Consider the following 20,762-nt stretch of genomic DNA (forward strand, 5'->3'; position numbering starts at 1 on the left):
CGTCGAATCAATAGGGGAGCCCGTCGTGAACGCATCCACCGAAGCCCTGCCCGTCGCCGTGATCGGAGCGGGCCCCGCCGGCCTTGCGGCCGCAGCCCACCTCACCGGGCGCGGCGTCAAGCCCCTGGTCCTGGAAGCCGGAGCGGCCGCCGCCACCGCGGTACGCGAATGGGGTCACGTTCGGCTGTTCTCCACCTGGTCCGAGCTCGTGGACCCGGCCGCCGAGAAGCTTCTGGCTCCTACCGGCTGGACGGCACCCGACGGCGCGACGTACCCCTCCGGCGCCGACTGGGCCGCTCTCTACCTCCAGCCCCTCGCTGACGTCCTCGGGGAAAGGGTCCGCTACGGCGCCACCGTCACCGGCGTCTCCCGCCTCGGCCGCGACCGGATCGTGGACGCCGACCGCGAGCAGCAGCCCTTCACCGTGCGCTTCGCGAACGCGAACGGCACCGAGGAACGCATCCTGGCCTCCGCCGTCATCGACGCCTCCGGCACCTGGTCCACCCCGAGCCCCATCGGCGGCGACGGCCTGCCCGCCCTCGGCGAGAAGGCTGCCGGCGACCGGATCTCCTACCGCATCCCCGACCTCAAGAACCCGGCCACCCGGGCCCGGTACGCGGGCAAGCGCATCGCCGTCATCGGCTCGGGCGCCTCCGCCTTCACCGCGCTGGCCTACCTCGCCGACCTCGCCAAGGCCGAGGACGCCACCGGCACACATGCCACCTGGATCCTGCGCCGCGGTATCTCCGGCTCCACCTTCGGCGGCGGCAGCGCCGACCAGCTCCCCGCCCGCGGAGCCCTCGGCCTGGCCGCGAAGGCCGCCGTCGACAACGGCTACGCCGACGCCGTCACCGGCTTCCGCACCGACGCCATCCAGCGCGACAGCGACGGCCGCCTGATCCTGGTCGCCGAGGACGGCCGCCGCCTCGACGCGGTCGACGAGGTCATCGTCCTGACCGGCCTGCGCCCCGACCTGTCCTTCGTCTCCGAGCTGCGCCTGGGCCTGGACGAGCGCCTCCAGGCACCGGTCGAGCTCGCGCCGCTGATCGATCCGAACCAGCACTCGTGCGGCACCGTCTACCCGCACGGCGTGAACGAACTGTCCCACCCCGAACAGGGCGTCTACCTCGTCGGCATGAAGTCCTACGGCCGCGCCCCCACCTTCCTCGCCATGACCGGCTACGAGCAGGTCCGCTCCATCGCCGCACACCTCGCCGGCGACCAGGAAGCCGCCGAACGCGTCGAACTCACCCTCCCCGAGACCGGAGTCTGCGGCGGCGCCGGCCTCTTCGACCAGCCCGCGGCCGCCGAAGAGACCAGCGGCGGCGGCTGCTGCGCGGCGCCCGCGACCCTCACCGTCGGCGCCCCCGCCCCCTCTTCCGGCGGCTGCTGAACACCATGCCGCACACCGAGGCCGGCGTGGCCGCGACCGGGACGGGGGTCCGGTCGCGGCCGCGCGCCGCACTGCCCGCCCTGTGCGTCACCCAGATCACCAGCTGGGGCATCCTCTACTACGCCTTCCCCGTCCTGAACCCCGCCATCACCGCCGACACCGGCTGGAGCGCGGGCGCCACCACCGCCGCGTTCTCCGCCGCCCTCCTCGTCTCCGCCCTCACCGGCATCTACGTCGGCCGCGTCCTGGACCACCGCGGCCCCCGCCTCGTCATGACCGCCGGCTCCGTCCTCGGCGTGCTCAGCCTGCTCACCGTGGCAGCCGCCCCCAACGTCGCCGTCTTCTCCGCAGGGTGGCTGCTGGCCGGAGCGGCGATGGCCGCCACCTTCTACCAGCCCGCCTTCGCCGCCCTCACCCGCTGGTGGGCTCCCGACAACATCCACGCCCTGACCATCGTCACCCTCGCAGGCGGTCTCGCCTCCACGCTCTACGCACCCCTGACCGCCGTCCTCGCCGACCACATGTCCTGGCGCGCCACCTACACCGCGCTCGCCGCGATCCTCGCCCTCGTTACGATCCCCGCCCACGCCCTCGCACTCAAAGCGCCCTGGCCGCCCGCCGCCAAAGGCCCCGCCCATGCCGCCGACGGCAGAGATTCCGTGGTGCGGAGCAGGGCGTTCGGGATGCTGGCCGCCACCTTCACCCTCTCCGGGTTCGCGATGTACGCCGTCGTGATGGGACTCGTTCCCCTCCTGCTCGAACGCGGATACACCACCTCCCAAGCCGCCTGGGCCCTCGGACTCGGCGGCGCCGGACAGACACTCGGCCGCACCCTCTACGCCACCCTGGCCCGCCGCACCGGCGAGACCGCCCGAACCACCGCACTGGTCGGACTCGGCGGCCTCACCACCGCCGCTCTCGGGGTCATCGCCGGGCCCTACGCACTCCTGGTCGCACTCGCCGTGGTCGCGGGAACAGTCCGCGGCAACCTCACCCTCCTCCAGGCCACTGCCGTCACCGACCGCTGGGGCACCACCCACTACGGCCGTCTCTCCGGTCTCCTTGCCGCACCAACCCACACCGCTGCCGCCCTCGCCCCCTTCGCCGGCGCCGCCCTCGCGGCACCGCTCGGCGGCTACCCCGCCCTGTTCGTACTCCTCGCCGCTCTCTCCGCCGTGGCTGCCGTCACCAGCCTCGGAACCCGCCCGCCCCGCCTGCCCACATGACCCCGTGCTCCGCCGGGCTGCTCGGTGCAGAGCAGGTTCAGCCGTGCCCGGCCTCGACACGGCGAGCGCGAGGCCCTGCTACGGCGCATGCGCGAGTACGAGCAGGCCGCCACCCAACAGGTCGACAAACTCCGGGCTCAGCCGGCCACACGCCGAAACGCTCCGTACGCGCCTGCACCACGCCTCGCCTGCCGGGTCCTGACCCGCGATGACCCGCCACCCCGCTCGCTGTCCGGCCTCGCCCCTGCTGGAGAGGGGCGCGATCCTCGCGATCGCGGGCGCTGCCTTCTACCCGATGCCCGCCGAGCGGCCCGAGCTCTACGCGGCCGCCGCACTCGTGCTCGCCGCCATCGCTGCATGGTGTTGCGCCTTACTCCAGGACTGATAACCCCGGCTTCACCGTCGCCCTCCTCATCGGGGAACTCGCCTTCCCCGGCGGCCGGACCGGCGAGCACGTCAAGGCCGCCGTGCTCGTCGCCTCGCTGATCGCCGCGGTCCTTGCAGCCGTCCTGCTGCGTCGGCGCAACACCGTCTACCGGCGGCTGTACGAGGCGGAGAACACTGACGCCGACAACGACGGCATCCCCGATGTCCACCAGCACGACACGGCTGCCGAGGGCACCACTGCCCGTCCTGGCCCAGTAGCCGACAGCTTGCTCACCCTGCTGCCCGCCGGACTGGCGATGGCCGTTGGCTCGCCTGCGCGCTCGGCCAACACTGGTGTGCGCCCGAGGCGGGACAGCCTCGCCATCTACGCGGCTCCCCCCATTCCCGGCCTGGCGTACATGGCGGTACCGTCGCTGACCTTGCCGCCGAGGCCGCGGTCCACGGGCTGCGAGCGTCCGTCCAAGGAGCTGCAGACCGCCGTACCCGGCCACGCCGCCACCCTCGGGAAGAACTGAACCGCGGTAGGCGCTGGTGGTGTCTACTCCCGGATTTCCAGGACCTCGGTCAACGGGCGGCGGGGCGTGTCGGGGCCTGCGGGGCCGTAGCCGAGGCGGAAGACCATGTGCACGTGTCCCATGGCCGCGACCGGGTCGCGAACCGTCCAGCGCAACTCCGGCCATTCCAGGGGATGTGACGTCATCGACGTGGCGAGGCCGTCGGCAGTGGCCTGCAGAAGGATCCGCTCCATTGCCTGGCCGGCGCGCAGCCAGTCGGCTCTCGTGTCCCCCGGGGTGCTCAGCAGCGCCAGTTGCGGCCGCTTCTCGAACACGGCCCAGCCGCGATCCGGTATCGGGTTGGCCCAGCCGAAGTCACGTACGGGTGTGCGGCCGCCAGAAGCCTTCGGTCCGAACGCGGCGGCGGGAATGCCGGCACTACGCGTGCCCGAAGCGTCCTGCGTGGGGGAGGCCCAGGCCGCGGTATCCGCCCGGGCGAGCGGATCGATCTCCTCGCGGTGTTCTGCGTCCCGTACCAACCCGAGCACGGTGTCGATGTGCCAGGTGTCCGGGACGGTGAGGCGGCAGCCTTCCAAGTGGGCGGCGGCCCACAGACCGTCGAGCAGTGCGGTCGGCACCGGCTCCTCGCTGAAGGGGTACCGGCTGGTGTGCCGACGCCGGACGGCGTCGTGCAGGGAGGCGAGCTCGCGGTCCGCGCCCGCAGTTTCGTCGATGGTCACCGTGGCGAACAGCCATGGTTCGTCGTCGTCGGGCAAGAGCTGGATGCGGACCGGGAGACCGATCCAGGCCGCGGACACGCGCAGGTTGAACAGCGCTGCGGCGCAACCGAGGTGGAGGCTGCGGTGGTTCGGGTCGGTCCGCGTCATCGCGCGTTCCGGATCGCCGTACAGGGCGAGAGCGCCGCTGCCGGCATGGAATACGAACTTCCATGGCTGGGCGTTGTGCATGGACGGGGCGGTGACGGCGTCGCCGACGAGCTGGAAGACGGTGTCGGGGTCGAGGTGTGTTGCGGTCACGGGACTGGTCCTGTCTGTGCGGCCTCAGTCGTGCGCCACGACGGCGACCGGTGAGGTGGCGTGGTGCATCACCGCGTGGGTGATGGGGCCGATGCGGGCGCCGAGTGCCGGACGGCGGATTCGCCGGCCGACCACGACGAGTGCCGCGCCGGACGCGGCGTCCAGGATCTGGATGGCGGGCTGGCCGATGACGATGCGGGCATCGAGGGCGAGCCGCGGGTACTTCTTCTCCCAGGGGCGCAGCAGCTCGCTGAGCGTGGTGTCGAGTCCGTCGGCCATCTCCTTCTCGACGCCGGGGTCGAGGACGGGAGCGTAGGAGAAGACCGGCGGGAGCGACCAGCCGTGTACGACGACGAGCGGGCAGGCCCGCCGGTCCGCTTCCTCGCAGGCGAAAGCGAGGAGCCGGTCGCAGTTGCTGCGCAGGTCCACTCCGAGCACCACCGGTCCGGCATCACCTGCGTGCCTGGGCGGACTGTCTTGGCCGTCGACGGAGCGCACGAGGACGACGGGCGTGTCGGTCTCGGGGATGGTCGCCGAGCCGGTCGACCCCACGATGAACCCGGCGACGGTGCCGAGACCGCGTGAGCCGAGCACGAGCAGGTCCGCCTCGGCTGCGGACGAGGCGAGGACCTTGGAGGCCGCGAGCCCTTTGGTGCCGTGGGTGCTGATGCCGAGGGTGGGGTGTTCGCGCAGCAGCCGGTCCCGTGTGCGCGAAAGGAGCTCCTCCGCCCACTGTTCACGCGGTTCGGGGAGCGGCACGGCGAAGGGACCGTACTGGGCCCAGTCCTCCGCGTGGACGAGTTCCAGCGCCGCGCCGCGCAGTTCGGCCTCGTGGGCGGCCCAGTCGGCTGCGGCGGTGTCGGCGCCCGATCCGTCCAGACCTACCGTGATCCGGTTCGACATGGTGTTCCTCCCGGGGTCGTATGGTCGGCTTCTCTCAGCCTCGTCCGCTCGTCCTGCCCTGGGAAGGACCGAGCGGCCCATCCGGGGACCGACCGGCCCCTGCTTGCCCACTCAGCTCAGCTCGGCTCGGCCTCGGCGCAGGTCAGTCTGTTGTCGACGTCGACGACCCCGTCGACGCTCTGGCAAAGACGCACCACCACGGGCAGCAGCCCGGGCCGCGGCATGGTGCCGCTGAGCGTCACCAGGCCGTCGTCGACTTCGACGGTGATGGCCGAAGGAGCCAGGTGGAGAGTCCGGGTGAGGACGTCCTCGAGGATCTCTTCCTGTATCGCGTGGTCGCGGCGGAGGAAGAGCTGGATCAGATCGCTACGACTGAGGACGCCGACCACGCGGCCTTCCTCATCGACGACCGGCAGCCGCTTGACCCGGTGGCGCTGCATGACCCGGGCCGCGCGGACCACGCTCCACTCGGGTCGGGCTGTGACGGCCGGGCTCGTCATCAGCTCCTCGGCGGTTGCCGCACCACCGGCGGGCCGCCGGCGGAGAAGGTCGGCTTCGGAGACGACGCCGACCGGGTGCCCGGTTTCGTCGATCACGGGCATGGCGGTGATGTCGAACTCTTTCAGGAGCCTGGCGATCTCCCTGAATGCGGTCGTGCGCCGGACGGTGACGGCGGTGGGCGTCATCAGGTCCGCGACGCTACGGTGCCTCATGGCGGTGATGCCCTCATGCGGAGACGGGGACGGTGAAATCCGTCTTGACGTCGACGACGCCCGGTACGGTGCCGGCGGCGCGTACGACGACGTCTTCCATGGCGGGGTCAGGCAGCGATCCGTTGAGGTAGACGATGCCGTTGGCGACGTGGACGTGTACTTCGGCGGAACCGTGCGGGATCAGCTGGTACGTGATCAGTTCGCGGATCTCGACACCGATGTCCTCGTCCGGCCGCAGGAAGACCTTGAGCAGGTCGCCGCGGCTGACGACGCCGACGAGGCGGCCGTCGCCGTCGACCACGGGAAGGCGCTTGAGGTGCCCGCGGGCCATCAGACGCGCCGCGGCGGGGATGGGGGCGTCCTTCGTGACGGTCACTGCCGGGCGGGTCATCAGCTGCTCGGCCGTGGTGTCGTGGGCCGTGTCGGTTCCTTGGGGCTTGAGCAGCAGGTCGGCTTCGGAGACGACGCCGACCACCTGTCCGTCTTGTGCCAGGACGGGGAGCGCGCTGACGTTCCACATCCGCAGCGCTTCCACGATGTCCTTGAACGCGGTTCCTTGGTCGACGGAGATCACGGCGTGTGTCATGACGTCCTCGACGCTGCGCAGGTGCTTCATGGCCTTCCTCCTCGATGAACCGGCCGGTACTCGAGATGGTCCGAAGGGCGACCCGGCCGTGGGTAGTGCCGTCCGGAGGGTTCGAGGCGGGTTTCGGCCCCGGTACCGCTCCTTCAGTCGTGGGCGATGACGGCCACGGGGGCTGCTGCCTGGTGCAGGACCGCGTGGGCGACCGAGCCCAGGTGCGCGCCGAGGGCCGAGCGGCGCACATGGCGTCCCACGACGACGAGTTGCGCGCCCTGCGCGGCCCGGACGAGATGCTCGCCCGCCGATCCCATGAAGACGTCGTGGCTGACGTTCACGCCGGGGAACTTGTGCCGCCAGGGCAGCAGCGTGTCCTCCACCATGTGTGTGACGCTCCTGCCGATGTCCCGTTCGTTGTCCGGGTCGAAGAACGGGACGTAGCTGTAGGCGGCCGGCATCTTCCAGCCGTGGACGGCCCGCAGCGGGCAGTCGCGCAGTGCCGCCTCTTCGAAAGCGAAGGCGAGTACCCGGTCGCACGCTTCGTGGATGTCGACACCCACGACGACCTCGGCGCTGGAGTCCGTGCCCGGGCCGTCCTGGTCGTCGGCGACGCGCACGAGGACGACCGGCGTGTCGGTCGCGACCGCTGTGGACAGCGCCACCGAGCCGACGATGAATCCGCCCAGGCCGCCCAGGCCCCGCGATCCCAGAACGAGCAGCCCGGCGTCGGCGGCCTCGGCCGCGAGGGCGGCGGCCGGCCGTGCTGTCAGGCAGCGGGTCGTGATCTCCAAGTTCGGGTGGCGCCCGTGCAGCTCCTGCGCAGCTTCGGTCAGGGCCTGGTCCGCCCAGCGGTCCACGTCCTCGCGGCCCAGTCCGGGGAACACCGGGTCCAGGGGCCAGTCGACGGCGTGCACGAGACGTAGCGGCACCTGCCTCAGGGCGGCTTCCTGCGCGGCCCAGCGTGCTGCTGCCCGGCTCTCGGCAGAGCCGTCGACTCCGACGCTCACGTGGTTCTTCATTGCTCCCCTTCCTTTCGTGCGATCCGGCGCTCATCACCAGGGCATTGCGTGCCGGGCATGGTCCGCGTGCGTGCTTGCCGTGTCGTCGGTGCGGGCGGTGACACGAGATGCCACCGCGACGACCCCGTCGAGCCGTTCGACGAGGCTGAGAAGGGCCGGGAGCTGACTGCGGCGCTCGACCTGGCCGTCCAGGGTGACGATGCCGTCCACCACGTGGACGTCGACGTCACCGGCCGGCACACCGAGCACGTCCGTGAGGACGTCGTCGGTGGCACGCCGGCGTATCTCGGAGTCCGGGCGCAGGAACATGCGGAGCAGGTCCCGGCGGGTGACGATGCCGACGAGCCGGTCCTCCACATCCACGACGGGGAGGCGTTCGATATTCCGGCGGGTCATCAGCCGCGCGGCGTCAGCCGCTGTCTCTTCGGCATGGACGGTGACCGCGGGCGCGGACATGACCCCGCCCGCGGACGGCGGCCCAGCTGCCGTGCTGCTCCGCCCGGCGGAATGGGAGCCCGACATCGTGTGGGCGAGTAGGTCCGTCTGCGAGACGACGCCCACCACACGATCCTCGTCGTCCAGGACAGGGACTCCGGAGATGTCGTACTGGGCGAGGAGCTTCGCGACGTCCTTGAAGGCGGTACCCGGGGCCACGGAGACGACCTCGTCCGTCATCAGGTCCGCCACCTTGAGGCGCTTCATGAGGCCCTCCTGTTCCGCCGTGTCACGCGAGGCTGATGTTCGGTGTGGGTGTGCCCCCAACCATCCGCCGGTGACCGCTGGTGAGCGAGGGCCGAACGGCCCCGCCCGGGGTCCCGGGCGGCCCTCTTCCCAGGGCGTCGAGGGTGCCAGGGTGAGGGGTGTCCCTCAGCGGCTCTCGGTTGGGAGGAATCGTGGAAAGCACATTCCGCACTCCGGACACCAGCTCGGTCATCGTCGGCGTGGACGGCTCGGAGCCGGCGCGCGCCGCCGCCCTGTGGGCGGCCAAGGAAGCTGTGCGCCGTGACCGTCCCCTTCACATCGTCTACGGCGCCGACACCGACGGCAGGGCCTTGTACCTGTCGGCGGAGACCATCGAACGGGTACGCGTCAACGGTCGGGCGCTCCTGGACGACACGGCGAAGGCTGTGTCGGCCGAGTACCCCGGGCTGACCGTGACCACCGAATTCAGCCGCGCGGGCGCCGTTGACAGTCTGCACCGGGCCGGCGGGCTCCACGGCACGGTCGTGGTGGGCAACCGCGGCCTGGGCGGGTTCAACTCCCTCATGCTCGGCTCGGTCGGACTGGACACCGCGGCCATCGCCATGACGCCCGTCATCGTCGTCCGAGGCATCGACGGGGCCGAGGAGACCGGCACGGTCCTCGCGGCGATCCGCGATGAGCACGACCTCCTGGCCGCCCGGTACGCCGCCAAGGAGGCGGAGCTGCACAAGGCCTCGCTGCGGCTGCTGCACGTGTGGAACGTGCTCCAGTCCGTGGGTGAGGTGGTCAGCATGCTCGACGGCGTCGACGAGATCGCGGGCGGGCACGCGGAGACACTGCGGGCCGTCGCGGACGTGGTCCGCGGCGAGTTCCCCGACCTGGACGTGCAGGCCGATGCGGAGAAGAGCATCTCCGTGGCCGGCGTCCTGGTCGAGGCGTCCCGTCACGCAGACCTGCTCGTCATGGGCGGCCGCCGGGTTCCAGGGCCCCTCGGGCTCGCCCCCAACCTGGGCAAGGCCACGCACAGCCTGCTGCACCACTCCCACTGCCCCGTCCTCCTCATCCCCCGGACCGGCAGCGACTTCGGGAGCCAGTCATGACCAGCCGCCAGACAGGACTCCATGACATCGTCGTGGGCATCGACCCGGGCCGGGACTGGCACACTGCCCTGGCGTGGGCCGCCGACGAGGCGCTACGGCGCCGTCTCCCGCTGCGCCTGGTGCTCGCGGTACCGCCCCAGCACGACACCCATCACGTCGATGACACCCCCGGCCAGACGGCCCTGCGACAGGCCGGATCCGACCGACTCGGACAAGCGTGCAACTGGGTCCGTGACCGCCATCCCGAGGTGAGCGTCACCGGTGATCTGCTCAGCGGTTTCCCGGCTCCCGTCCTGGGCCGTGCGGCGCGGGACGCCCGCATGATCGTCCTCGGATCCCGGCACCTGAGCCGCACCGCCGAGTTCTTCAGTGCCGGTTCGCTCGTGGTCCCCGTCACCGCCCAGGCCGATTGCCCGGTCGTCGTCGTGGGCGACGCCGAGCACATCAGCCAGCAGCCGCCCTACGTCGTCGCGGGTATCGACGGCAGCGCGTCCGCCACTGGCGCGCTGGCCTTCGCCTTCGACGAGGCCGACCTCCGGGGGGCTGCGCTGCGGGTCGTCTGCGTGTGGCAGCCGCCGCTCGTCATGCTGGACGACGAGGAGGTAGCGCTGCAGGCCCAGCGCACCTTGCTCTCCGAGGCCACCGCCGGCCTGTCGGAAAAGTACCCGGACGTGCACGTGACGCATGAGGTCCTCACCGGCCACCCGGTCGAGGAACTGGCCCGGGCCGCCGAGCACGCGCTGGCCGTAGTCGTGGGCCGCCGCGGCCGCGGCGGATACACCGGCATGAGGATCGGATCCGTGGTCCACGGCCTGCTGCACCGTGCGCACTGCCCGGTGATCACCGTCCCCACCGGCTGAGCCCGCCATGACCAGCCGCGCGATCGACACACCGTCCGTCAGCTCCTCGGCCCCGGCGGGGCTGACGCAGGCCGAGGCCGAGCGCCGACTGGCCCGCTACGGGCGCAACGAGGTGGAACCGCCGCGACCCACACCCCTCCACCGTCGGGTACTGGCCCAGCTGCGCGATCCGCTGATCATGGTGCTCCTCGGTGCCGCACTCCTGACCATCGCAATCGGTGACCACCCGGACGCCGTCGTCATCGGGCTGGTGGTCGTCTTCAACACGACCGTGGGAGTCACCCAGGAGGTCCGGGCGGACCGGGCGGTCGCCGCTCTCTCCGCTCTCTCCGCCCCGCACGCACGGGTACGGCGCGACGGCGAAGCGCACGAAGTGGCGGCAGCGCTGGTGGTGCCGGGTGACAGCCTGCTCCTGGGGGAGGGAGACATTGTCGCCGCGGACGCCGATCTCACCGAGGCGTCCGCTCTCCTGATGGACGAGTCCATGCTCACCGGCGAATCGGAACCCGTCGCCAAAACTCCCGGTGACACGGTCGGCGCCGGCACCGTCGTGGTGCGCGGCCGGGGTACCGCCACCGCCACGGCCACCGGATCCTCCAGCGCCCTCGGCCGGATCGCAGCACTCCTCGACGGGGAACAAGGGCCGACCCCGCTCCAGCGCCGCCTCGCCTCCCTCGGCCGCATTCTGGCCGCAGCCACCCTCGCCCTGTGCGTGCTGTTCTTCGCCCTGGGCCTCGTACACGGCCTCGGCGTGAGCACGATGGCCGTCACCGCCATCAGCCTGGCCGTCGCCGCGGTGCCCGAATCCCTGCCCGCCGTCGTCACCCTCGCCCTCGCCCTCGGAGCCCGCCGCATGGCGGCCCGGGGCGCCTTGATCCGACGCCTGCCGGCGGTCGAGACACTCGGCTCGGTGAGTGTGCTGGCCACGGACAAGACCGGCACCCTCACCGAGGGCCGCATGGTCGTCCAGCACGTGTGGACGCCGTCCGGAGCCGCGGACGTGTCCGGCAGCGGATACGAACCCCACGGAACCCTGACCCGTTCCGGACGCTCCCTGACACCCGAGCAGCTCCGCCCACTGCAGGAGCTCCTCACCACGGCGGCACTGTGCAACGACGCGAGCCTGAAACCGCCCCAGAGCGGATCCGACAGGTGGGCGGCCGTGGGCGATCCCATGGAGGCCGCACTGCTGGCAGCCGCTGCCAAGGCCGGCTGCCCCGACCCTGCCGCGCTGCAAAGAGCCTGTCCCCGGATCGGAGAGGCGCCGTTCGACAGCCTGCGCAAACGGATGACCACCCTCCACCATCTGCCCGACGGCAACGTTCTGGTCTGCCTCAAGGGAGCGCCCGAGGCCGTCCTGGCTCCCACGGTGCTCGCCGAGCCGCCCGAGGTCCTGGACCGGGCCCGCCGACGGGCAGCAGAGCTGGCCTCGCACGGATTCAGGGTCCTGGCGGTGGCAGGCACCGAACGGCTCCAGTGGAGTCCGCCCGCCGCCGAGGCGGAACGCGGACTGGGCCTTCTCGGCCTGATCGCCATCAGCGATCCGCCGAAAGCGGCAGCCTCCGCCACCTTGGCAGCCTGCCGCGCCGCCGGCATCACACCCGTCATGATCACCGGCGACCACCCCGCCACCGCCCACGCCATCGCCGTGCGCATCGGCCTTGTCGAGGACGGTCCGGCCGATGCGGTGGTCACCGGACCCGAGCTGGCCGCGGCGCCGGACACCGACCTGACGGCGGTCCGGGTCTTCGCCCGGACCGATCCACAGCAGAAGCTGGACATCGTCCACGCCTGGCGGGCTCGCGGCGCCGTGACAGCCATGACCGGGGACGGCGTCAATGACGGCCCCGCCCTACACCAGGCCGACATCGGCGTCGCCATGGGCGCCCGCGGCACGGAGGTGGCCCGCCAGGCCGCCGACCTCGTCCTCACGGACGACGAGCTCTCCACCGTGGTCACGGCCGTCGAGGAAGGCCGCCGCGTCTACGACAACATCCGGCGCTTCCTCGTCTACGCCATGGCCGGCGGAGCCGCCGAGATCCTCGTGATGCTGGCAGGTCCCCTGCTCGGCCTGGCGCTGCCGCTGCGGGCGGGGCAGATCCTGTGGATCAACCTCCTCACCCACGGCCTGACCGGCGTGGCCATGGGAGCGGAACCCGCCGCACCGGAAGCCATGCGGCGCCCGCCCCGTCCGCCCGGGCAGCACATCCTGGCCGCAGGCGTGTGGCAACGCCTCCTCATCCTGGCCGCGGCCGTGACGGCGTTGAGCCTGATCGCCGGCGTCGGCGCGCGTGGCATGGGCCTGCCCTGGCAGAGCGTGCTCTTCCTGTCTCTGCTCGGGGCCCAGCTCGGCGTGGCCCTGGGGTTGAGGGCCCGGTTGTTCACCAGCCAGAACCTCTTCCTCCCGGCCTCCGTGGCGGCCTCCGCCCTCCTGGCAATGGCTGCGCTACACGTTCCCGCTCTGCAGTCACTGCTGGACACCCAGCCGGTGGGCTGGGCCGGCACGGGGCTCGCCACCGCGGCAGCCCTCGCAGCATTCGTCACCGCCCGGCTCCTGCGCAGTGCATTCCACAGAAAGGCATGACCATGAACGCACATTCACCTGCCGACGGGCACGGGATCCACGCCGAGGTGGGCGACCAGATCGTCGTCGGCGGCCCCACCATCGGAAAGCCCGGCCGCGACGGCGAAATCATCGCCCTGCACCATGACGACGGCACCCCGCCGTACGACGTGCGCTGGTCCGACACCGGCCGTACCACCGTCTTCTTCCCCGGCCCGGACGCCCACGTCCGGCACCTGCACGACGACGGCACGCCGCGGCACGAGCAGAGGCCGAACGGCGCAATGGCCTCCCACTGAGTGGGAAGGCCGGGCCCTCGGGCCGGGCATACCGTGGACGTGGTGGCCATCTCGCCATCGCTTCCGGCCGGAGGTGGGCATGAGCACAGGGGAACAGCCCACCGGCAGCGGTGTTCCTCGACTGCGGCTCGACGAACTGCTGGACGAGCTCCAGGTACGGATCGACGAGGTCAGAGGCACGCGGGACCGGCTGAACGGTCTGCTCGAGGCCGTCATGTCCGTGGGCCGGGAACTCGACCTGCCACAGGTCCTGCACGGCATCGTCGAGGCCGCCGTGGTGCTCGTGGACGCCGAATACGGGGCACTCGGAGTCATCGGGAACGACAGGAAGCTGGCCGAGTTCCTGCCCGTCGGCATCAGCGACAGCCTCCGCGCACAGATCGGAGACCTGCCCTCCGGCCACGGCATCCTCGGCGAGCTGATCCGCCGTCCCGAACCCCTCCGGCTGTCGGAGCTGTCCGAGCACCCTGCCTCCTACGGATTCCCGGACCACCACCCCCCGATGCACTCCTTCCTCGGTGTCCCGATCCGGGTCCGAGAGGATGTCTTCGGCAACCTCTACCTGACCGAGAAACGCGGCGGAGCCGAATTCGACGCCGAGGACGAGGCGGTCCTGTCCACCCTCGCCGTCGCGGCCGGCATCGCCATCGAGAACGCCCGGCTCTTCGAGGAGGTCCGACTCCGCGAGCGCTGGCTGGAGGCCAGCTCCGACATCACCGGCGCCCTGCTCTCCGGAGCGCCCGAGGAAGAGGTCCTCGAGGGCATGCTGGAACGGGCCAAAGACATCACCAGCGCCGACATGGGCGTCTTCTACCTGCTCGGCTCCGCCGGTGAACTGCGAGGCTCCCTCGCACTCGGGGAGGGAGCCGAGGCGCACCGCGGGATCGTCCTGCCCAGCACCCGGGGCACTCTCGCCGAGGCCGCACTGGCCCGCAACGGCCTCATCACGGGTCCCGACGTGGCGACCGACGAGCGCGTCACTGTGCAACCTGAGCGGTGGACGGGCTTCGGCCCGGCCGTGGCCGTCACCGTGGGCACCAAGGAAAAGCTCAGCGGCGTCCTGATGCTCGCCCGGCGGCACGGTCGCCCCGTCTTCGCCACCACGGAGGTAGCCGCGCTTCCGGGGTTCGCGGGTCAGGCCGCCCTCGCGCTGGAGCTCGCCGACCGGCGCCGCGACACCGAGCAGATGAGCCTGCTGGAGGACCACGACCGCATCGCTCGCGACCTGCACGACCTGGCCATCCAGCGCCTCTTCGCCACCGGCATGACCCTTCAGAGCGCCCAGCGCTTCGTCGACCACCCCCAGGCGTCCGAACGTCTCGCCCGTGCCGTGGACGACCTCGACGCCACGATCAAGATCATCCGCTCGACCATCTTCGGGCTCCGCGAGCACGACGTCCCCGGGGAGGCGTCCACGCTGCGCTCCCGCGCTGTCCAGGCCCTGGACGAGGCGGCTGCAGCCCTCGGCTTCGCGCCGGCCCTGAGAATGGAGGGGCTGATCGACACCGACGTACCGTCGGCTGTCGCCGACGAGGTCCTCGCCGTGGCGGGGGAAGCTCTCACCAACGTCGCCCGCCGAGCCGAGGCCACGCGCGTCGAGGTCTCGATCGTTGCGGCCGATGGGAACCTGACCCTCACCGTGACGGACAACGGCGTCGGCCTGCCCGCAGCCGGCCGGCGCAGCGGACTGCGGAACCTTGCAGAGCGTGCCGAAAGGCTGGGCGGCCGGATGGACGTCGCGGCGCGGGGCGACGGTGAGCCGGGCACTCGCCTGGAGTGGCAGGTGCCCCTGGCCCCGCCCCCGTAGTGACCGTCGCCGACGCTCCTACTGCTTCGCAGTCCCGCTGTCGTGCTCGTGTACCTGGGCGGCGATGACGGCAGCCTGGACCCGCCGCTCCACGCCGAGCTTTCCCAGCAGCCGTGAGATGTGGTTCTTGACCGTCTTCTCGGACAGGTAGAGCTGCTTCGCGATCTGCCGGTTGGTGAGGCCCTCGCCGATGAGCTCCAGCACTGCCCGCTCGCGTTCTGACAGAGCCGCCAGGCGGGCATCTTCCGGTTCCTTGGCGCTCTCAGGGTCCCGCAGGGAGTGCATCAGACGGGCGGTGGTGGCCGGGTCCAGCATGGACTGCCCGGTGGCCACCGTCCGTACGGCGGAGACCAGGTCGGAACCCTTGATCTGCTTCAGCACGTACCCGGCGGCACCCGCCATGATCGCGTCCAGCAGCGCGTCCTCGTCATCGAAGGACGTCAGCATCAGACAGGCCAGGCCGGGCATGCGGGAGCGCAACTCGCGGCAGACGGTGATGCCGTCGCTGTCGGGCAGCCGTACGTCGAGCACGGCCACGTCCGGGCGCAGCGCCGGCCCGCGGGCCAGCGCCTGCTCGGCTGTGCCCGCCTCGCCCACGACGGTGATGTCCGGCTCGGCGTCCAGGAGGTCACGCAGCCCGCGCCGGACCACCTCGTGGTCGTCCAGGAGGAACACCTTGATCGGCGCCTCGGCGGATGCCTTCGGTTCATCGGACATGATCGCCCCTGGTTCGGTCCCCATGATGCTTTCCATCCGAATTGTCTCAGGGAGGTGCGCAACGCACCCCTGGCCGTGCGGAGGCGCTAGGCAGCGACGGCGCCGTTCAGCTCCATCCGGACGTCCACGACACCCTCGACCGCGCGGATCGCCCGTGCGAGCAGGGGGACCAGGGCCCGGTCCCGCAGCGGGCCGCGCAGAGTGACGACGCCGTCCTGTACGGCGAAGTCCACGGTCACGCCGGGTGTCAGCTCGGTGAGCACGCTCTGGCGGATCTCCTCCTCGAGCTCCTCGTCGGGCCGCAGGAACACCTTCAGGAGGTCGCTGCGGCTGACCACGCCCTCCAGCATGCCGAGCGCGTTGACCACGGGCAGGCGCTTGACGTGCTTGCGCGCCATGATCCGGGCGGCTTCGGCGACGGGCGCGTCAGGGTGAACGGTGATCGCCGGGCTCGACATGAGTTCCTCGGCCAGCACCCCGGCGGCTTTCGACGCCTCCTCCAGCTGACCGGGTAGAGAGGGATCCGTCCGCCGGAACTCCTCTTTCGGTAGCAGGTCCGCCTCGGAGACCACGCCGACGACCCGGCCCTCGCCTTCCAGGACGGGGACCGCGCTGACCTTCCACTGGTGCATCAGCTCGACGATCTCCTTGTAGGACGCCTCCCGGCCGATGGCGACGGCGGTGTGCGTCATGACGTCACTGACGGTGTAGCGGGATGCGGGCATGACCGGCTCCTTCGCTGTGCGGACGATCAGAGGAAGCTGCCGCTGCCATAGGGTGCGTACAGATCGAGGAGGCGCACGCGGGCGGCTTGCAGCCGGTTGGCGAGGAGCTGTCCGACCCAGTGGCCCAGGGCCGAGCCGAAGGCGGCGTCGGCGTCCATCAGCGTTCGTACGCGCCCCGCGTCGAACTCGTATGCGCGGACGGGCGTCGTCGCTTCGGCGCCCAGACGCCAGGAGTACGGCCTGAAGAGCCACGAGCAGCCGACCGGCTGGCCGGCGCCGAGGCTCTCGATGACGGCGGCGCGCCGCCCGGGCACATGGACGTCCAAGGTCACGGTGCCGGACCGGACGATCCAGAACCGGTCGGCGTGGCCACCCTCGCGGAAGAGATGCGTCCCTTCGTCGAAGTTGACCTCTTGGGCCAGCTCCATCAGACGGGAACGACAGTCGGCGGGGAGCGCCTCGGAGACACGCGTGGGTGAATGGGTACTCATGGACGGCCTCCTGTTCGAGTCCGTCTTCAGTCTTGGCCTTCCCGCCGGTCCCGGGCATGGGCCCTGTGGCCCCGACTGTGGGCCGACCGGCCCATGCCCGGGGTTGGTGCAGCCGGAGATCCTGGCAGCGGATGGCCGGCACGCGGCCGTCGACCCCGTCCACCCCGTAGGTGTGCGATGTACTGGAATGGCCATGGCATGGGGGCCTGGGGATGGTTCGCCATGTCCCTCACCACGCTGATCGTCTGGACCCTGATCGTGGCGGCGACCGTTCTCGTGGTCCGCGCCCTCAGGCGAGACGGTGCGGACGGGCGCACAGCACCCGCGCCGTACCCAGCCTCCGACAAGGGGGCCGAGAGGCTTCTCGCGGAACGATTCGCCAGAGGCGAGATCGACGACGAGGAGTACAGCCGGCGGCTCGCGGTGCTGCGAAGCCATGCCCCTCGGCCCACGCCCCTTTGAGAAGCCGACAGCGGGCAAGGGCGCCAGCGTCCCGCCCGCTTGACCAAGGATGCACACGATGAAGAGCGACCCGGCCGTTACGACCCCCAGCTCGCCTGCCGTCAGCATGCCCGGACGACAGATGGAAGAGCTCAGCGCGGACGAGGCGCTGCAGTTGCTGGGCACCGTCGAACTGGGCCGGATCGTGTTCACCCGTCACGCGCTGCCCGCCGTGCGTCCGGTCAACCACCTTCTCGACGCCGGCGACATCATCGTCCAGGTCCAGGACGGCTCGACGCTGGCAGCCGTGCTCGCAGCCCAGGGGGATGCGGGGGTGGTCGTCGCGTACGAAGCCGACGTCATCGATCAAGGCGAACGCCTGGGGTGGAGCGTGGTCGCCACCGGCTACGCCACCGTCGTCACCGCCCCCAGCGAGATCGAACGCTACGGGCATCTCCTGCAGCCTTGGGTCGAGGGCACTGCGTCGGGCGCGATCCGGATCAGGCCCGACATCGTCACCGGCTTCCGTCTGCGGGAGAGCAGCACGTAGCGGTCGGCTCGCTCGCGCGCTTCACCTCATTGCAGCCCTCCGCCCGGCACGATGTGACCTCAGCCCGCGTGGAGTTCCGGAGGTGCCATGCCGAAGCACGGACGGCGCACGGCGATCCCGCCCGCCTTCCGTGGCTACCGGACGAGCTGGCTACGGGGCGACGCCCTGGCCGGGATCACGGTCGCCGCCTACCTGGTGCCGCAGGTCATGGCTTACGCGGGTGGGGCCGGCCTGCCGCCGGTCGTCGGCCTGTGGGCCGTCCTGCCGGCCATGCTCCTCTACGCCCTGAGCGGCACCTCGCGCCTGCTGTCCGTCGGACCGGACTCGACCAACGCGCTCATGACCGCCGTGGCCGTGGGGCCGCTGGCAGCCGGCGATCCCACGCGCTACGCGGCGCTCGCCGCAGCCCTGGCCCTCGTCGTCGGCCTGCTCTGTTCGGTCGCATGGGCCGTCCGGCTCGGCTTCGTGGCCGACCTTCTCTCCAGGCCCGTGCTCATCGGCTACCTGGCCGGAGTCGCCTTCATCATGATCGTGGATCAGCTGCCCCGCCTCACCGGGACCAGTGGAAGCGGCTCGGGGTTCTGTCGGTGCCAACCATGGTTGTGAGGATGCACCCGACGGCGCCGGGGCTATCTGGCAAGAGTGCCGGTCACGGGCCCGCCCTGGTGACAACTGGCGTTGGGGGGGGGGCACATCCCGCGCGGCGGGGGACGAGCGCGCCGCCGAGCGGGGACGCCGGCGGCGCGTTGCAGGCGGAGCGAGAGCCGGGCCGCTACTGCGTCGGACCGGCCAGTGTCTCGATGGGCAGAAGCGGCCATTTCGGCTCCGGCCGGGTGAGGCTCGCCAGCTCTTCCGGCGGTTCGGTGCCGTCCCGGACGATCGCCACGTAGGACCGTGCTTCCTGCAGGCTCAGCCGCGGAGCCTGCTTGCGCAGGTGTCTCATGGCCGCCACCGCTCCGGCGGACTCCACGAGCCCGCGTACCGCCGCGGCCAGTTGGTCGGGCGGCCTGATGCCCTTGGTCTGCCAGAGGTAGTGCTCCTCCCAGTGCTCCTCCTGCCAGGTGGCGTCCGGGACGTGGTGGATGCTGCCGTCGTGCCGGTCCACCAGATAGTGGATGCTGCAGCCGAAACCGTCGCGCGCGTCACCGCTCCGGGCGTACGCCGCCGTGTTCCAGAACACGAGCCAGCCGACCGGGTGTTCCTCCACGTGGTGCACGGCCAGTTCAGGAGCCGGTCCGCTCCATGGCATCGTCGACCGGGCTTCGGCCAGGAGGGACTCGGCGAGCTCGACGGCGCGTTCTTCGGAGATCACGGTTTCATCGTCCACCCCGGGTCAAGCGCTTTCCGGCAGGCCTGCGCCGGCGACGTCCGTCGCCGGCGGGGCCCCGGCCCGGTTTCGGTCACCGTCGAGCGGGCACAGCAACGCTCGGGATCTGCCTCACCGGCCCGACTGCTGTTCTTCGTCTTCGACGACCAGTTCGACGGACCTCTGGGCCGGACTCCCGCGCGCGGTGGCGTTCGCCGACATCTGGGCGCGCAGCACCGACGACGCGCATCCCGGCGGACCTGGAGGCCCACCTCCAGGTCCGGCGGGGGACCGCCGGCACCGACCTGCCGCTCTCGCTGGGCGAGCGGGCCGCCATCGACGTCACGCTGATGTGCGACGACGTCTACTCCCTGGAGAAGGAATAGGCGCGCGGTGACATGGACAACCTCGTCCTGGTCATCGCGCACGCCCGCCGCTGCACCCGCGAGGAGGCCATCGCCGTGGCGGGCGCGGAAGTCCGGCGGCGCGTCGTGCGGTTCCAGGAGCTCGCGCTCCAGGTGCCCGGCCCGTGTGCGCTGTTGGGACTCACTGCCCAGGAGACGGCTGCCGTGGAGCGGTACGTCGAGTTGATGGCCATGTGGATGAGCGGATACCACGCCTGGCAGACCCGGGCCCACCGCTACACCGAAGCCCCCCGGGTCGTGCCCGCCACGGGGCCCGGCTACTTCGACCGGGTGCTGGGCCTCGAGTCCTGACCTCGGCCGCCCGCAGGGCCGCCCCTTAGGGTCGGGGTCATGACACCATCCCTTGCCGGCAGTGCCTTCGACTCGCTCCGCCTCGACGCCGTGTCCGATCAGGACGCGTTGCGCCGGGTCTACGAACTGCCCAAGGACACGGCGCTGCGCAAACAGATGACCGAACTCACCGACCAGACGCGCAAGCTGATCGGCTGCTCCTCGCTGGTCCTGGTCGCCAGCGCGGACGCCGACGGCAACTGCGACGTCTCCCCGCGCGGCGGACCCCCCGGGTTCGTCGCCGTCCTGGACGCGCGGACAGTCGCGATACCGGACGCCACCGGCAACAAGCGGCTGGACACCCTGCGGAACGTCGTCGCCACCGGCCGGGCCGGGCTGCTGTTCGTCATCCCGGGGCGCACCACGACGCTCAGGGTGAACGGCCGGGCCTGCGTCTCCACCAGCCCGGAGCTGCTGTCGCGGCTGACCGCCGTCGGCAAGCCACCGGCCAGTGCGCTGGTCCTGGGCATCGAGGAGGTCTACCCGCACTGCCCCAAGTCGCTCCTGCGCAGCGGGGCCTGGAAGCCGGAGCAGTGGCTGCCGGCGGACGCCCAGCCGACCTCGGCCGAGGTGACGCTGGCCCAGCTGCGGATGCCGGAGCTGACGATCGCCGCCGTCGAGCAGGCGGAAGCGGACTCACTGAAGTACCGGTACGAGTAGCGGCCGCCCTCCGGCGGCGTGCGGCGGAACCCCA

General features: G+C 71.4%; 21 protein-coding genes and 3 pseudogenes. 14 read left to right on the forward strand and 10 right to left on the reverse strand.

What is annotated here, in order from left to right; genetic code table 11:
• Positions 1–25: 25 nt before the first annotated feature.
• From E6U81_RS24465 to E6U81_RS41190, 4 genes and pseudogenes are all read left to right on the forward strand, one after another.
• The gene (locus E6U81_RS24465; RefSeq protein ID WP_136232239.1) at positions 26–1,393 is read left to right on the forward strand and encodes an FAD-dependent oxidoreductase; all 1,368 of its coding nucleotides are present in this window, start codon (positions 26–28) and stop codon (positions 1,391–1,393) included.
• Between the two features lie 5 nt (positions 1,394–1,398).
• Positions 1,399–2,619, forward strand: a complete 1,221-nt coding sequence (locus tag E6U81_RS24470) for an MFS transporter (RefSeq protein WP_136232240.1) — start codon at positions 1,399–1,401, stop codon at positions 2,617–2,619.
• Positions 2,620–2,827: 208 nt separating this feature from the next.
• Entirely contained in the window at positions 2,828–3,004 is a 177-nt protein-coding gene (locus E6U81_RS41185; RefSeq protein ID WP_240803993.1) for a hypothetical protein, read from the forward strand.
• A 7-nt stretch (positions 3,005–3,011) separates the two neighbouring features.
• A pseudogene (locus E6U81_RS41190) lies at positions 3,012–3,218 on the forward strand (Na+/H+ antiporter NhaA); the annotation flags it as partial.
• Positions 3,219–3,544: 326 nt separating this feature from the next.
• Here E6U81_RS41190 and E6U81_RS24485 read toward each other — a convergent pair.
• The 6 genes from E6U81_RS24485 to E6U81_RS24510 form a co-directional block, all read right to left on the reverse strand.
• Positions 3,545–4,537 (reverse strand): nitroreductase family protein, encoded by a 993-nt coding sequence (locus E6U81_RS24485; protein ID WP_240803994.1) that lies wholly within the window; start codon positions 4,535–4,537, stop codon positions 3,545–3,547.
• A gap of 24 nt (positions 4,538–4,561) precedes the next feature.
• The gene (locus tag E6U81_RS24490; protein WP_206310012.1) at positions 4,562–5,440 is read right to left on the reverse strand and encodes a universal stress protein; all 879 of its coding nucleotides are present in this window, start codon (positions 5,438–5,440) and stop codon (positions 4,562–4,564) included.
• A 116-nt stretch (positions 5,441–5,556) separates the two neighbouring features.
• Positions 5,557–6,153: a CBS domain-containing protein gene (locus tag E6U81_RS24495; protein WP_136232242.1), complete on the reverse strand. Its 597-nt coding sequence runs from the start codon at positions 6,151–6,153 to the stop codon at positions 5,557–5,559.
• A gap of 13 nt (positions 6,154–6,166) precedes the next feature.
• Positions 6,167–6,769, reverse strand: a complete 603-nt coding sequence (locus E6U81_RS24500; protein ID WP_136232243.1) for a CBS domain-containing protein — start codon at positions 6,767–6,769, stop codon at positions 6,167–6,169.
• Between the two features lie 113 nt (positions 6,770–6,882).
• A complete protein-coding gene (locus tag E6U81_RS24505; RefSeq protein ID WP_136232244.1) occupies positions 6,883–7,752 on the reverse strand; it encodes a universal stress protein in 870 nt (289 codons plus the stop codon).
• A gap of 33 nt (positions 7,753–7,785) precedes the next feature.
• Positions 7,786–8,454, reverse strand: a complete 669-nt coding sequence (locus E6U81_RS24510; protein ID WP_168714725.1) for a CBS domain-containing protein — start codon at positions 8,452–8,454, stop codon at positions 7,786–7,788.
• A 191-nt stretch (positions 8,455–8,645) separates the two neighbouring features.
• Here E6U81_RS24510 and E6U81_RS24515 point away from each other — a divergent pair, with 191 nt between their 5' ends.
• The 5 genes and pseudogenes from E6U81_RS24515 (at position 8,646) to E6U81_RS24535 (ending at position 15,083) form a co-directional block, all read left to right on the forward strand.
• Positions 8,646–9,554 carry a universal stress protein gene (locus tag E6U81_RS24515; RefSeq protein WP_136232245.1) on the forward strand — a complete coding sequence of 303 codons (909 nt, stop codon included), beginning with the start codon at positions 8,646–8,648 and terminating at the stop codon, positions 9,552–9,554.
• Positions 9,551–10,414, forward strand: coding sequence for a universal stress protein (locus tag E6U81_RS24520; RefSeq protein WP_136232246.1), 864 nt, complete (start codon positions 9,551–9,553; stop codon positions 10,412–10,414). The genes E6U81_RS24515 and E6U81_RS24520 overlap by 4 nt, the downstream gene beginning before the upstream one ends.
• A 7-nt stretch (positions 10,415–10,421) precedes the next feature.
• Complete coding sequence (locus tag E6U81_RS24525) at positions 10,422–12,998, forward strand: cation-translocating P-type ATPase (protein WP_136232247.1); 2,577 nt, start codon at positions 10,422–10,424, stop codon at positions 12,996–12,998.
• A 35-nt stretch (positions 12,999–13,033) separates the two neighbouring features.
• Positions 13,034–13,216: pseudogene (locus tag E6U81_RS24530) on the forward strand (DUF1918 domain-containing protein); the annotation flags it as partial.
• Between the two features lie 139 nt (positions 13,217–13,355).
• A complete protein-coding gene (locus E6U81_RS24535; RefSeq protein ID WP_136232249.1) occupies positions 13,356–15,083 on the forward strand; it encodes a GAF domain-containing sensor histidine kinase in 1,728 nt (575 codons plus the stop codon).
• Positions 15,084–15,101: 18 nt separating this feature from the next.
• On the opposite strand, the gene E6U81_RS24540 is transcribed toward E6U81_RS24535, so the two are convergent.
• The 3 genes from E6U81_RS24540 to E6U81_RS24550 all read right to left on the reverse strand — a co-directional run bounded on the left by E6U81_RS24540 (position 15,102) and on the right by E6U81_RS24550 (position 17,016).
• Positions 15,102–15,800, reverse strand: coding sequence for a response regulator transcription factor (locus E6U81_RS24540; RefSeq protein WP_136232250.1), 699 nt, complete (start codon positions 15,798–15,800; stop codon positions 15,102–15,104).
• Between the two features lie 86 nt (positions 15,801–15,886).
• Positions 15,887–16,525 carry a CBS domain-containing protein gene (locus tag E6U81_RS24545; RefSeq protein WP_136232251.1) on the reverse strand — a complete coding sequence of 213 codons (639 nt, stop codon included), beginning with the start codon at positions 16,523–16,525 and terminating at the stop codon, positions 15,887–15,889.
• Between the two features lie 26 nt (positions 16,526–16,551).
• Positions 16,552–17,016 (reverse strand): cyclic nucleotide-binding domain-containing protein, encoded by a 465-nt coding sequence (locus tag E6U81_RS24550; RefSeq protein WP_136232252.1) that lies wholly within the window; start codon positions 17,014–17,016, stop codon positions 16,552–16,554.
• A gap of 222 nt (positions 17,017–17,238) precedes the next feature.
• Here E6U81_RS24550 and E6U81_RS24555 point away from each other — a divergent pair, with 222 nt between their 5' ends.
• The 3 genes and pseudogenes from E6U81_RS24555 to E6U81_RS24565 form a co-directional block, all read left to right on the forward strand.
• Positions 17,239–17,478, forward strand: a complete 240-nt coding sequence (locus E6U81_RS24555; protein WP_240803995.1) for an SHOCT domain-containing protein — start codon at positions 17,239–17,241, stop codon at positions 17,476–17,478.
• A 58-nt stretch (positions 17,479–17,536) separates the two neighbouring features.
• Entirely contained in the window at positions 17,537–18,007 is a 471-nt protein-coding gene (locus E6U81_RS24560; protein ID WP_136232254.1) for a pyridoxamine 5'-phosphate oxidase family protein, read from the forward strand.
• 87 nt (positions 18,008–18,094) lie between these two features.
• Positions 18,095–18,565 (forward strand): annotated as a pseudogene (locus tag E6U81_RS24565) (SulP family inorganic anion transporter); the annotation flags it as partial.
• Positions 18,566–18,779: 214 nt separating this feature from the next.
• Here the strand turns inward: E6U81_RS24565 and E6U81_RS24570 are convergent.
• Positions 18,780–19,319 carry a YrhB domain-containing protein gene (locus E6U81_RS24570; RefSeq protein WP_136232255.1) on the reverse strand — a complete coding sequence of 180 codons (540 nt, stop codon included), beginning with the start codon at positions 19,317–19,319 and terminating at the stop codon, positions 18,780–18,782.
• Positions 19,320–19,711: 392 nt separating this feature from the next.
• On the opposite strand from E6U81_RS24570, the gene E6U81_RS39990 reads away from it, so the two are divergent.
• Positions 19,712–20,029: a hypothetical protein gene (locus E6U81_RS39990; protein WP_168714726.1), complete on the forward strand. Its 318-nt coding sequence runs from the start codon at positions 19,712–19,714 to the stop codon at positions 20,027–20,029.
• Between the two features lie 39 nt (positions 20,030–20,068).
• Positions 20,069–20,728, forward strand: a complete 660-nt coding sequence (locus E6U81_RS24580; RefSeq protein WP_136232256.1) for an MSMEG_1061 family FMN-dependent PPOX-type flavoprotein — start codon at positions 20,069–20,071, stop codon at positions 20,726–20,728.
• The last annotated feature ends 34 nt before the right edge of the window (positions 20,729–20,762 follow it).

It is taken from the genome of Streptomyces sp. A0592 (assembly GCF_004795115.1).
Lineage (GTDB): Bacteria > Actinomycetota > Actinomycetes > Streptomycetales > Streptomycetaceae > Streptomyces > Streptomyces erythrochromogenes.

Coding starts and splice junctions, on each gene's coding strand:
- E6U81_RS24470 (WP_136232240.1), top strand. CDS start 1,399: ATGCCGCACACCGAGGCCGGCGTGGCCGCGACCGGGACGGGGGTCCGG.
- E6U81_RS41185 (WP_240803993.1), top strand. CDS start 2,828: ATGACCCGCCACCCCGCTCGCTGTCCGGCCTCGCCCCTGCTGGAGAGG.
- E6U81_RS24490 (WP_206310012.1), bottom strand. CDS start 5,440: ATGTCGAACCGGATCACGGTAGGTCTGGACGGATCGGGCGCCGACACC.
- E6U81_RS24495 (WP_136232242.1), bottom strand. CDS start 6,153: ATGAGGCACCGTAGCGTCGCGGACCTGATGACGCCCACCGCCGTCACC.
- E6U81_RS24500 (WP_136232243.1), bottom strand. CDS start 6,769: ATGAAGCACCTGCGCAGCGTCGAGGACGTCATGACACACGCCGTGATC.
- E6U81_RS24505 (WP_136232244.1), bottom strand. CDS start 7,752: ATGAAGAACCACGTGAGCGTCGGAGTCGACGGCTCTGCCGAGAGCCGG.
- E6U81_RS24510 (WP_168714725.1), bottom strand. CDS start 8,454: ATGAAGCGCCTCAAGGTGGCGGACCTGATGACGGACGAGGTCGTCTCC.
- E6U81_RS24520 (WP_136232246.1), top strand. CDS start 9,551: ATGACCAGCCGCCAGACAGGACTCCATGACATCGTCGTGGGCATCGAC.
- E6U81_RS24525 (WP_136232247.1), top strand. CDS start 10,422: ATGACCAGCCGCGCGATCGACACACCGTCCGTCAGCTCCTCGGCCCCG.
- E6U81_RS24535 (WP_136232249.1), top strand. CDS start 13,356: ATGAGCACAGGGGAACAGCCCACCGGCAGCGGTGTTCCTCGACTGCGG.
- E6U81_RS24540 (WP_136232250.1), bottom strand. CDS start 15,800: ATGTCCGATGAACCGAAGGCATCCGCCGAGGCGCCGATCAAGGTGTTC.
- E6U81_RS24545 (WP_136232251.1), bottom strand. CDS start 16,525: ATGCCCGCATCCCGCTACACCGTCAGTGACGTCATGACGCACACCGCC.
- E6U81_RS24550 (WP_136232252.1), bottom strand. CDS start 17,016: ATGAGTACCCATTCACCCACGCGTGTCTCCGAGGCGCTCCCCGCCGAC.
- E6U81_RS24555 (WP_240803995.1), top strand. CDS start 17,239: ATGTCCCTCACCACGCTGATCGTCTGGACCCTGATCGTGGCGGCGACC.
- E6U81_RS24560 (WP_136232254.1), top strand. CDS start 17,537: ATGAAGAGCGACCCGGCCGTTACGACCCCCAGCTCGCCTGCCGTCAGC.
- E6U81_RS39990 (WP_168714726.1), top strand. CDS start 19,712: ATGGACAACCTCGTCCTGGTCATCGCGCACGCCCGCCGCTGCACCCGC.
- E6U81_RS24580 (WP_136232256.1), top strand. CDS start 20,069: ATGACACCATCCCTTGCCGGCAGTGCCTTCGACTCGCTCCGCCTCGAC.